This window comes from Mesorhizobium sp. B2-4-19 (assembly GCF_006441315.1).
Lineage (GTDB): Bacteria > Pseudomonadota > Alphaproteobacteria > Rhizobiales > Rhizobiaceae > Mesorhizobium.
The window spans coordinates 405559-416825 of the sequence record NZ_VFUV01000004.1 but is presented as its reverse complement, the minus strand read 5'-3'; the positions used below and the strand labels follow the sequence as shown (position 1 = coordinate 416825).

Annotated in this window: 9 protein-coding genes; 4 read left to right on the top strand and 5 right to left on the bottom strand. The window is 61.8% G+C overall.

Features of this window, described 5'->3' with window-relative positions; genetic code table 11:
- Positions 1 to 228, top strand: a 228-nt coding sequence (locus tag FJ546_RS31415) for a hypothetical protein (RefSeq protein ID WP_210243103.1), incomplete at its 5' end; no start/stop codon positions are given.
- Here the strand turns inward: FJ546_RS31415 and FJ546_RS10590 are convergent.
- The gene (locus FJ546_RS10590) at positions 229 to 2778 is read right to left on the bottom strand and encodes a caspase family protein (RefSeq protein WP_140889265.1); all 2550 of its coding nucleotides are present in this window, start codon (positions 2776 to 2778) and stop codon (positions 229 to 231) included. It lies immediately after the preceding gene.
- A gap of 917 nt (positions 2779 to 3695) precedes the next feature.
- Between FJ546_RS10590 and FJ546_RS10585 the strand changes: the two genes are divergently transcribed.
- From FJ546_RS10585 to FJ546_RS10575, 3 genes are all read left to right on the top strand, one after another.
- Entirely contained in the window at positions 3696 to 4130 is a 435-nt protein-coding gene (locus tag FJ546_RS10585; protein WP_140889264.1) for a hypothetical protein, read from the top strand.
- Positions 4100 to 5287 (top strand): L,D-transpeptidase, encoded by a 1188-nt coding sequence (locus FJ546_RS10580; protein WP_348641970.1) that lies wholly within the window; start codon positions 4100 to 4102, stop codon positions 5285 to 5287. Before FJ546_RS10585 ends, FJ546_RS10580 begins: the two co-directional genes overlap by 31 nt.
- Before the next feature lie 211 nt (positions 5288 to 5498).
- Positions 5499 to 6293: an HdeD family acid-resistance protein gene (locus FJ546_RS10575; protein ID WP_246686804.1), complete on the top strand. Its 795-nt coding sequence runs from the start codon at positions 5499 to 5501 to the stop codon at positions 6291 to 6293.
- A 290-nt stretch (positions 6294 to 6583) separates the two neighbouring features.
- Here FJ546_RS10575 and FJ546_RS10570 read toward each other — a convergent pair whose 3' ends face one another.
- From FJ546_RS10570 to gcvPA, 4 genes are all read right to left on the bottom strand, one after another.
- The gene (locus tag FJ546_RS10570) at positions 6584 to 7018 is read right to left on the bottom strand and encodes a nuclear transport factor 2 family protein (protein ID WP_140889263.1); all 435 of its coding nucleotides are present in this window, start codon (positions 7016 to 7018) and stop codon (positions 6584 to 6586) included.
- 64 nt (positions 7019 to 7082) lie between these two features.
- A complete protein-coding gene (locus FJ546_RS10565) occupies positions 7083 to 8183 on the bottom strand; it encodes an NAD(+)/NADH kinase (protein WP_140889262.1) in 1101 nt (366 codons plus the stop codon).
- On the bottom strand, positions 8180 to 9742 hold the full coding sequence (gene gcvPB / locus FJ546_RS10560; RefSeq protein WP_140889261.1) for an aminomethyl-transferring glycine dehydrogenase subunit GcvPB: 1563 nt from the start codon (positions 9740 to 9742) through the stop codon (positions 8180 to 8182). The genes FJ546_RS10565 and gcvPB overlap by 4 nt, the downstream gene beginning before the upstream one ends.
- Positions 9739 to 11157 (bottom strand): aminomethyl-transferring glycine dehydrogenase subunit GcvPA, encoded by a 1419-nt coding sequence (gene gcvPA / locus FJ546_RS10555; RefSeq protein WP_140889260.1) that lies wholly within the window; start codon positions 11155 to 11157, stop codon positions 9739 to 9741. The genes gcvPB and gcvPA overlap by 4 nt, the downstream gene beginning before the upstream one ends.
- Between the last annotated feature and the right edge of the window lie 110 nt (positions 11158 to 11267).

The following is an 11267-nucleotide window of genomic DNA, read 5'->3' as shown; positions in this document are numbered from 1 at the left end:
CTACCGCTGCTGCCCCCGGTGCCCCCGCTACCGCTGCCGCCGCCATTCCCGCTAAAGACGTTTGGCGCGGTCGTCGTGCGAACGACTTTCGTCTTGTGCATCGTCGTCGGGGTCGGCTCGACCCTCGGCGTCACGGTCGTGCACCCCGCGACAACCAGGGCGCCGGATAGGATCGATGCGACAATTGCCTGTTTCAATGCCCAGCCCACCACATTGCCTCCTCGTTGATCAGAACAAGTCCCGACGCGGGTTGGCTTGTACCCAGACCGCCCTGGCCGTCTTGACCAGTTGATCGTCCAACGAGCCGTCCGCCGAAATCTTCGATTTGAGGGTCCCACGCATCTGCTTCAGAGCCGCCGTCTTCGCCTTGGCTCCGAACTTCGCCAGCGTGTTCCTGGCATCGGGAATTTCGTTGCGAAGATCGAGCGCGGCGGCGAAAGCAAGGTAGCGTACCGCCACGGCCTGGTCCGCCTTCTCGCCTCTCTGCATCTCAAGGGCCGCGCGATCATACGCAGCCGACTGATCGCCACGGTCGGTCGCCAACTCGAACAACCTTTGCGCTTCTGCAAGATCCTGCTGCACGCCGACACCGTCCCTGTACATGCGTGCAAGGCTGCCGGGAGCATAGGGCTGGCCGAGATCCATGGATTTGTGGAAGAGCGAGAGTGCTGTCTTCGGGTCCTTCTCGACTCCCCTGCCGGCAAGATAATTGCGGCCGAGCAGATTCATCGAATACATGTCCTGCCGCTCGACGCCAGATTTGAGGAAGGCCACGGCGCGGGCTGGATCGGCAGGCACACCATTACGGCCTTCCGTGAAGATCGCGGCGAGATCGTTCATTGCATAGGTGTGCCCCATCGCCGCCGCCTTGAGCAGCAGGTCCAGCCCCTTGGTGGTGTCACGTTCCACCCCATAGCCGTTGAACAAGGCGCGGCCCCACGAGGTCATCCCATAGGGATCGCCCTTGTCGGACGCCGCGGCGTAGAAGGTATTGGCCTGCTTGCGATTGACGGGCATTCCCGTTCCCGTCGCGTTGAGGTAGCCAAGCTCGAACACGGCGCGAACGTGCCCCTTGTCGGCAGCCTCCTGTATTGCCTTCTTGGCCTCGTCGACCTTGCCGACCGCAAGCAATGCCCGACCGAGTTCGTATCGGAAGCGAGCGACGTCCGGATAGGTTTTCACCGCCACCCTGCAGACGTCCACGGCGTTGCTGCTGATCTCGTTCGGCAGCAGGCCGGGGACGACGCCCTGCAGGTCAAGAGGCTCACCGGCCTCCCTGTCGCAAGGCTCGACGCTGGGCGACAGCTTCATCGTCGCTGGCTTTGGCGAGGTGTTGTCAGCCCTGATTTCGAAGCCGACTATCAGTGGTTTGACGGCGCCGATCTGGGGTTCGTAGCGCAAGCGGTCGACTTCATCGGCCATCAGGTTCGAATCCGGAGACAAGGTCCGATCCGGCAGGGACAGCGTCCCGGTTGCCGGATAGCTCGCAAGTTTCAGGCTGACCGCCGGATCCTTGGTCGGGAAATCCAGCTTCAACGGAACTGGGCCGACACCGACTGGAATCTGGACGTCACGGTTTTCGATGGCTTCGGCGGCGCCGGCAATGTGAATGCCGCGTTCCACCGCTTGCTGTTTTTGCTCGGACTCGAGCGAGGCCACGAGTTGCTTGCCCTCGTCCCCCTCACCATTCCTGACCCGGAAGACAAGGATGCCTTGGGATTCGCCGCCCCAATCGTCGCGTGTGGCATAGGCCAGCATGTCGACTTCTTCCTGGATGCCGGCCCCCTTGGGCACGTCCATCTGCAAGCGCGGGAGATCCTTGCCGGCGATCGGCTCACCCGCCGCAACAGGCTTGCCGTCCAAAATCAGACGCCCCAGCGCCGGCGGTCTCTCGATGGTGACGGTGACCGAGCCGCCATCGACATCCAGCGGCTCCGGCAGGTCGAGCGCGACAGGGCCGACGCCGGACGGCACGACCTTTTCCAACACCGGCGGCAGTGCTGGCCGGCTGGCGCGACGCATGAGGACGACCTCGTCGATCAGCGATGAGTTTTCCCAAGGCACCTGCTTACCGGCCGTAGCTTCGACCACATCCCGGCGGACGGCAGCCATGACCGCGCGTATCTCCTGGTTCGGTGCCAGTGCGCGACGGGAGAAGGCGGAGGAAAAAGGACTGAGGTCGCCACTTCCGTCATAAGCGACGGCACCGGGCTCGGTGGCGAAGGCAATAAGCGTATTCAGCGAACTTTTCACCTGCGCAAGGCCGGTGTCGCCGGCAGTGATCAGTTGGTCTCGCAACCAATAGTCCTTGCGCGGAAACGGATTGTTGCGGCAGGCATCGAGGATGATCACCTGGATCTTCGATTTCGCTCGCAACTGCTGCAGCACATCATCGAGCTTGACGGCCTGGACCTCAATGTCGGCCGCGTTCTTGAGCGATGCATCGACCGGGATCAGGAAATTTTCGCCGCCGATCTGAAAGCCATGGCCGGAATAGTACACGATCGCCAGATCGGCGCCGTCCGCCGCCGCGAGGTAATTGCGGAACTGCTTTTCGAATTCGATCTTGGTGAGGTCCTTGGCGACGAACACATCGAATCCGGCCAGCCGGAAGGTGTTCGACACGTCCGCGGCATCCTTGTCCGGATTCTTGAGGGCCGGAATTTCGCGGTATTCGGAATTGCCGATGACAAGGGCAACCCTTCGATCGGCACAAGCCTGGAACGCCGTGAAGCTCGCGAGGATCAGGGCCGCAACGAACGCACAACATCGCAGCATGGCTCATCCTCAACTGCTAATGACCTGTCGGCTGCAAGACACGGCTTGCGACACCTGGTCTGTTAAAGACTTCACGATCTGCCGAAACGGCAGGGCGGCACCCACGATGGATGCCGCACCTAACCACTTGCTAAAATACCCCAGTGGCGTGGGTACCGCAATAACCCGGGATAAAGGACCTGGAGGGGTGTCGGCACGATCCAGTCTTCGACGAGCTTTGTCGATCGCGAACAGGCCCTCATGGAACCAGGCGGCGGCCGTCACGCGCATCGGGACGACTTGGCGAAAACTATCCCGGACAGTCGAATCTGGTCGGGTGTCATCGGCGGCGCTCCTCGGCTCGCTGGTGAAGCTGGATCATCGCTCCAAAGCGTTTCGCGCGCATGTCACCCGGCACATCGGTGTGTTTCAATTCGATTACACGCTGCGCCCAGTTGTTCTCGGGTTCGTTCCACGAACAGGCCCGGCATCATTGCAGAACCTGATGGGCGCATCACCCGGACCCCCTGGGTTCATCCCCATTATCGAATGTCGGCCACCTAGGTTCCTCCAAACAGAAGGAACCGCTGAAACTATTTTTTGTGCTGTCAGGGTTTTGCCTGGCCTTCCGTGGTTCGAGGCGATGCGTAGCGCGCCTCCTCGTCCCACGCATATGCTTCACACGGTCGATCTGCGCCGGCTTGACCCATCGTGAGGCCGGCCGCACGAAATCTGCCCCTGCCGTTGGAACATTAGAGATCGATAGCGGTTCTTTCGCTTATACCGCTGTGTGGTGTCGGCTGAAGGTCGCTTGAGCAACCCGAGCGGCTCGCGCCCATGATCTCTTAGCCGCGAGCTCTCAGACGTCGAGCCGAAGACCGTAGGTCGAAGACGACAGGCTGCGGACGCCGCTGAAAAGCCAAGAACAGGAGCTAGTCATGAAACATCAGACATTTGAGGAACTGCAGTCGATCGCCGACATCAACCCGATGGCGCCGGCTCTGCCGATGACCAGAGCGCAACGGATCGAACGGTGGGCGGAACTGCTCGAAATGAATCCGTCGCGCTGCCTGACCGCGCTCACCGGTACCGAGCATCTTAACTCCGGGCTCCGCGAAGAGGCACGAGCAACCGGGTCGCCGATCACGGTTGCCTTCGATGATTCATTGCTGCGTGCATCGGGCCTGAAATCGGACACTTACGGCGAAGCCAAGCGCTTCTTCGAACTGTCCGATTGGCAATTGCACGACATCGTCTGCAGTTGCCATGCCGGTGCCACGATGCGGGCCGACTGGGCGGCCGGCAGAGTGCGCAGGATGCTCGGAGGCAGCAAGGTTCTTGCATGGCTGAGAAGTATAATGGCGCACGGTTGAGTGCCAAACGTCAGGTCAGCGAAGACGCCGCGCCGCCTCGGCTGCAAAATTGCCACCTGGCGAGGCGGCGCTCGCTGGCTTGCGGGGTTTTGCGGAGCAGCGCCTCAAGTGGGGCCGGCGAACCGGCCTCGCTGCGTCATAGAAACAGGTTCTGGCGATCGATGGTCAGGCTCCTTCTCCTCGTGGCCGCGGCGCTTGCCCTCACTTGCGGCGGGACAGCGGCGGCCAAGCTGGACCTCGCCACTGTCAATCAAGCGCAATTCTCAGCCGAAGGATCGAAAGGCTTCAGCCCGGTTATCCTGAAAGCGCAGATACTTTTGGATCGCGCCCGCTTCTCGCCAGGCTTGATCGAGGGCCGCTTCTCGGAGACCGTCGCAAAGGCAATCAGGACATTCCAGACTGCGAACGGATTGCCCGCCGATGGAAAGCTCACACAGGAGACCTGGGACAGGCTGACGGCAACCTCCACTAACCCGGTTGTGGTGAGCTACGAGCTGACGCGTAAGGATCTAAGCGGACCCTTTACCAAGCGCATTCCGGCGCGCATGGAGAGGATGGCCCGCCTGCGGAGGCTCGGTTATCACAACGTCACGGAGAAGCTGGCCGAGCGCTTCCACATAAGCGAGCAATTGCTCAGGAGGCTCAATCCGGGCATCGGCTTCAGGAAGGCCGGCACTAAGTTGCTGGTTCCGGATGTAGACCGGGGGGATCCTCCCGCCACAATCGCCGGCGTCGAGGTCGACAAGGGCGCACGCCTGGTGCGCGTTCTTGATCCTTCCGGTAAATGGCTGGCGGTCTTTCCCGCATCCATCGGCAGCACCGAGAAACCGGCGCCGAGCGGCGAGGCGGAGGTCAAGCGCGTCGTGCGCAATCCTACCTATCACTACGATCCGCGCTTCGCTTTCAAGGGGGTCAAAGCCAAGCGGCCGTTTACGATTGCGGCCGGACCGAACAATCCCGTGGGATCCGTCTGGATTGATCTGTCCATCGAGAGCTACGGTATTCACGGCACGCCCGAACCGGGCAAGATCGGCGCGACCTTCTCGCATGGCTGCATCAGGCTGACCAACTGGGATGCCGAGGACCTCGCCTCCATGGTGCAAGAAGGCACGAAAGTCAGCTTCAAGGACGAGATGGCGAACGCAGGCGGCGGGTAGAAGGCGAAGTTCAGCTCAGCCTTCTCGCGTCGTCCTTTGGCTGGCAACAGCGCGGGCGAAGCGCCGTAAACGAAACGCCACTTCAGGTGTCGGAAGGCATTAAACCACCGCGGGCGGCGCTCGCGGGGTGAATGAGCCGGCCGCATTTTCAGAATCATGATCAATCATCGAGGCGCGTCGGAACCTTTCGTCCGCGATGCACTTCATTTGCATGTCCCAGAAGGTTGAACCCCCAATCCTGCCAGAGGACAGCCCCGATCGGGAGGTCAACTGCGAGGTCGCATTGGAGCCTGCGTTCGAGGAACTGGTCGCATCGTCACAAGCGCGCGGATGGACAGCCCAAGAGACGGCGATAACTCTCCTGAAAATCGCAAGAGCACATGCGGCCCGGCTTGAGGCCGTCGTAGACACAGACGGCTTTTGGAGGCAGGGCAGGTCGATCTCGTTGGATGCTGCGGCGGACGTCTTTCGCGAGGCAATGCGGCAGACTCTCAGGCAGTACTCACTTTGGTATTTGGTCGAGGGCGTGCTGCTGGTCGCAGCCGGAGTTCTGGCAGTGACCTTTCCGATGATCTCGTCGATTGCTGTGGTGAACTTGCTCGGGTGGGTGCTGATCGTCAGCGGAGGCCTACAAGGCATAAGCCTGATCGGCGCGGGCCACGTGCCTCATTTCTGGCTGCAACTCATCTCCGTCATCCTTGCCGTGCTGATTGGTTTTCTCTTTCTGCGCCATCCTGGAAATGGACTGCTAACCATCACCTTGCTGCTGATCGTCTTCTTCATGATCGAGGGCATCGCGAAGGTAGTTTTCGCCCTCACCATCCGCCCGTTCCCCAGTTGGGGCTGGGTCTTGGGAAGTGGGCTGATCGGGATTCTTCTTTCCGTGACGCTGTGGGTCAGGATCCCCGTGACAGCCGTATGGCTGATCGGACTGCTGTTGGGGATAGAATTGATTGGTGTTGGCGCCGCGATTGCTTACCTGGCCTGGCATGTGCGGAAGATTTGAACGCTTCCGGGCTTGGCTGGTCCCATCATCTGCAAAACGTCTAGATCGAGATCTTTCTTGCTGTTGCTGGCCGCGAGACTGCAGAAGCTGCCGCTGTTCCACGTCAAAGAATCAATAGATTACCGGACTCCACTGAGTCGCATAATTGTGGCCGCGTGGTATCGGAAAATCCGATGCCCTTATTCCAGTCAGGAAAATGACTATTTCCCTCGAGATCTGACTGCTTCCGATATCGCGCGCAACTCATTGGTAATCGCACTGAAATACCCACGTTATGAACGGAGACTAGTCTAGACCCTCGCTTGCATCTGAGGCTCACCGCCGCCCCAGTAGAGCCACGACCAGGCGTCCTGCTCCAGCGCGAAGACTCCCGTCGCGACGTAATTGACCACGACCTCGGCTCCGTTCTCGACCTTGCGTACGCCGATGCGGATTTGCGCCCAGGCGATGTCACCGCGGCGCCAGCAGACGACCATCTTCGGCTCCCAGCGCATGGCCCAGCTTGAGACTAGTTCGGCCAGCCCACGCACCTCTTCCGGGCCGAAGACAAACTCATCCATGCCCGAACCCGCGACCGCGATATCGGGATTCGAGAAGTAGGAACTCGCGTCTGATCCTGGAGTCGACATTGCATCAAGGGTCCGCGCGATCAATTCATGGAGCGCACGCTTCGTTTGATCGTCCGCGATGGAAGGGGACTTGTAGGGAATTTCTGCAATGATCATGGCGTTTGGTTCCTGATAGTCGTTGGTAGAGGACGGGCTCGGTCGCCCGCTAATCCGCCCAGGTCTATGGCCTCAAGACCGGATACATCGCGACACGGCCAGGGCCGGTGATGATGCGGCGCTTCCCGGTCAAGGTCGCCGCAATTTCAGGATCATCGACGTCGATCAGCAATGGCTGACCTTGCAGCGCCGCCAGGCGATCGGTCGTCGCGACGATCAAGACGCGGCTTGGATTGATCCGGCGCAACACCGCCGAGGTCAATTGCTGATTGCCGCGGCCCAACAGAAACCCTTGGCCCCCAATTGGCGCCAAAACGACGTGCAGGTCGTCGGCGCAGTCGAGCAGATCGTTTGCCGTGACATCCGCGGCCACAAGTCTGCCGCCGCGGATTAGGTCAAAGCCCAAAAGTGTATGGGGCAGGCCATAGATTTCCATGACGGCGCCGGCGGTGGTGCCGGGCCCCACGGCCACCAGCGCATCCGGCGCAAGCTCGTCCATCACTGCCCGCCCTAGCGCGCGGCGCAACGCGTCCTCGGTCGTTCCGCGCGTTTTCGGTCGCTGCAACAGCGACTTGACCTGCGGAACCAGCAGACTGCCCAACAATCTCGGGGCTAGCACGCCAGCGCGCAGCAGCGCCTCATCGATGTCCATCACCTCGCGACGTATAGTGTCGGACACCTGTCCGCCAAGATATTGGGCTGCCAGCGCGCCCGCCGCTTCCGGGGTCGGAGCGAAGACCCCGGAATGCATCTTCACCCCAGCCGGAACGCCGACGACGGGGAGACGATCGTCGACCGCACCATGCACATCGGTCGCCGTCCCGTCGCCTCCGGCGAACAGCAACAAGTCCACACCCAGTTCGGCCATAGCTCTGGCAGCCCTGCGCGTGTCCGCCGCAGTCGTCGGCTCGGCGACCGGGATCAGCGTCTCGATTGTGAGACCGGCGGTCAGCGCCCCGGCTTCACCCATTCGGCCCGTGCAGGTCACGACACACACGCCCGAAAGGGCGGACCGGAGCGCATGCAGGGCGCGCAGCGTGCGCTCTGGCGCCCGTGGCACGGCGCCCCGGCGTTGTGCTTCGTCATAAACCCCGTCAGAGCCTTTCAGCGCGACGGACCCGCCCACGCCGGCCATCGGGTTTATGATAAGCCCCAGCCGTTTCATGGCGCAGCGTCGTCGAAGGTTGCCGATGCGGCGGGTGTCCGCGGCCGTCCTTCGCGCATCAGCCGCGCGGTAGCCAGCGGGACCCTCGCGCCTTCCGGGACGTCATTGCGCATCCGGGCAACCGCCGACCGGTGGGGAGCGTCGGCGATGAGGGCAGGCGTGGAATAGGCTTCCTCGACGATTTGTGCGTAAACATCGACGAGTTCGTCGAGTTCCGCCCGGCTGAAGGATTCCGTCGGCTCAAGCGTCAGGGGCTCGGGAGAGGTTTCCGGATGGTGACTGGCCCAGGCGGCAGGCAAGCCGTAGTCGGTGATGCGATGATTGAGGTCGGCAGTACCGAAGCCGGTGTCCTGCTTCAGCTGTGCCAACGAATACCGTACAACATCGAGACGACGCTCGGTGTTTTCAGGGAATGCTACTGAGATACCGCGCAACGCGGTCATCCGACGCTGGACATAATTGTTGTTCAGTGCCGCAGTCTGCGCCACTTCGCGCAAACCATCTTCGCCCAATGCGCGAATCCAGGCATAAGCCTTGACCAAGGTCGCGATGTTGCCGGCATAGGCGCGGATCGCGCCGATGCTGTGGGGGCGATCGCCGTCAAGCGAATACCCCGTCTCCGTCTTTACCACCACGGGTTTGGGCAGAAACGGACCAAGCTCGGCGACCGCAAGGATTACGCCCGCGGCCGGCCCGAACAGGTTCATTGGAGCGCCAAAGGTCTTGTGCAGGTTGAGCTGGCAGAGATCAAAGCCCGACTCGCGTGCTCGGGCAATGCCAAGAGTAACATTGGCGTTTGCCTGGTCATAAGCGCAAAGGCCGCCGGCGTCGTGCACGACCGCCGCCAGGCGATCGATATGGGGATTGAAGACGCCTGTATCCTCCGGGTTGTTGATGAATAGCCCCACTGTCCGCTCGGAAACGGCGGCCTTCATTACGTCGAGTTCCACATAGCCCTTCGGCCCGATCGGAACCTCGACTACCTTGAATCCGGCCGCCGCCGCCGCGGCCGGATTCGCCGGATGCGTGGCAAGCGTCGAGATGATCTCATCCCGGTCGCGATCGCCACGACTGGCGTGGAACGCCTTCATGATCAGAACGTTCGCAAAGATCGCATGGGCGCCGCCCTGCGCCTGAAGGCTGACCGCGTCCATTCCGGTGAGTGACTTCAGGCACTCACCCAGCTCCCACAGCAGTTTCAGCAAGCCCTGTGTCGTCTCGAAGGGTTGGTCGGGATGCAGTTCGGTTAGCTTGGGTGTGCGGGCCATGATTTCGTTGATAATGGGCGCATATTTCGGCGTTGTCGTCGCCACGGTCGCGTCGATGGCGACATTGTGCGCAAGGGTCATCTGTGAAAGCCGCATGAAATGCCGAAGCACCTCCGGTTGGCTGAGTTCCGGCAGGTCCAGCGGCTCGCGTCGGGCGATCGTCGCCGGCAGCGGCGGGGCGGTCGGACCGTCGAACGGCGGCAGCGCAAACCCACGCTGGCCCGGCGCACCCATGTCCGTGATCAGCGGTTCTTGCCAGGCAGCCTGTTGGAAGCGTATGCGGGGGCTCATTGCAGGATCTCCTCAAGGGCTGCGGCCAACCGGTCAAGGTCGTCCCGGGTGTGGAGTTCGGTAACGCTGAAAAGGGCGCAGCCCTTCAACTCGGGAAAGTCGCTCTCCAACGGCAGACCTCCGAAGATGGCGCGTTCCAGCAGGTCGCGGTTGATCTGATCCGGTGCGCGGCCAGTGCCCGAGAAGTCGACGATCAATTCCTTGAACGGCAAGCCGGTCAGGCGCGAGGTTCGCACCCCCGGGATCGCGCTCAGGCGTTCGGCCAGGTAACCAAGCCGTGTCCGAAGTCCGTCGCCCAATTCCCGCATGCCTGCTGGGCCGAGCAATGACAGGTAAGTGGCCGAAGCAATCCCAGCCCCTATCGACGCCGAGCCTATGACGTCGTCGGCCTGGCCGCGGGTGGCATAGGAGGTGGTTTCGAAGTTGCCGAGGAAGAAGTCATATTCGCCCTCCCGAAGCGTCGGAACGGCAACGACATAAACACTGGGAAGTTCGGTGATAAGCCTTTCGTCGAACCGGCATGACAGAAAGCCGGCGGTGGAACCGCCATAGGTCATGTGGTGGCCCAGCGGCTGTAACTCGCCGCAGGCCATATCTGCGCCGTACGAGCCCGGCTCGCGCGCCGCGCCCAGAGAAATCGGGTCCACCCCCGCAATCAGCAGACAGCCGCCGTCCGCCGTGATCTGGCGAACGCTGTCCAGTTCAGGCTCCAAAATCCCAAGATAGGAAGGATTCTCGAAATAGAGCGCCGCCGCGCCATCCAGGCGCAACCGCAAGTCGGCAAGATCGATAGCGCCGGACACCGGATCATGGGCCACGAGATCAAGCTGAATGCCGTCAGGCAGGCGCGCTGCGATCTGGCGGCGGCGGTTCGGGCCTATGGTATCGGCAAGCAGGAGACGCGATCGGCCGGTGGCGCGTACCGCCATCAGCAAGGCCTGGCCGGCCGCCCAGGCCCAGTCATAGGTAGGCAACGCCGTCAGGTCTAGGCCGACAAGTTCGCCGATCAGGCTCTGATACTCGAACAGGGCCTGGTAGGCGCCCGAAGTGGATGCACCGCCCATCCCAATGCAGGCCGACCAGAACTCTCCGCGCCCCGCGATCTCGTCGCAGACGGCCGGCACCGCGTGCGCCCAGCAGCCGCCCCCGAGGAACGACAGGTATTCGGTAGTGTCGATGTTCTTGGAAATCTCCGTCATGAAGTAGCGACGCAATTCAGGTTCGGATCTCAGAGCTGGCGGAAGACCCATCTGTTCGGGGGCGCGCAGCTGTGTCGGAATCGAGGCATAAAGCTCTTCCGTCGACGCCACGCCGATTTCTGCAAGCATCGCCGCGCGGATCTCCGGTGCGGAGTTCGGAATGTAAGGATGCGTGATGGGCTCGTTTGCTGGGCAACCCCGCGCTATCTGTTCCATATGTCTCACTCCCTCATGGGTACGGTTCTCTAACGCTGTCTACTCCGGTTTCGTCAGCGGGCCGGAGATGGACCATGCTGTTCGGGCACAAGGCGGCCGCAAACCGGGGC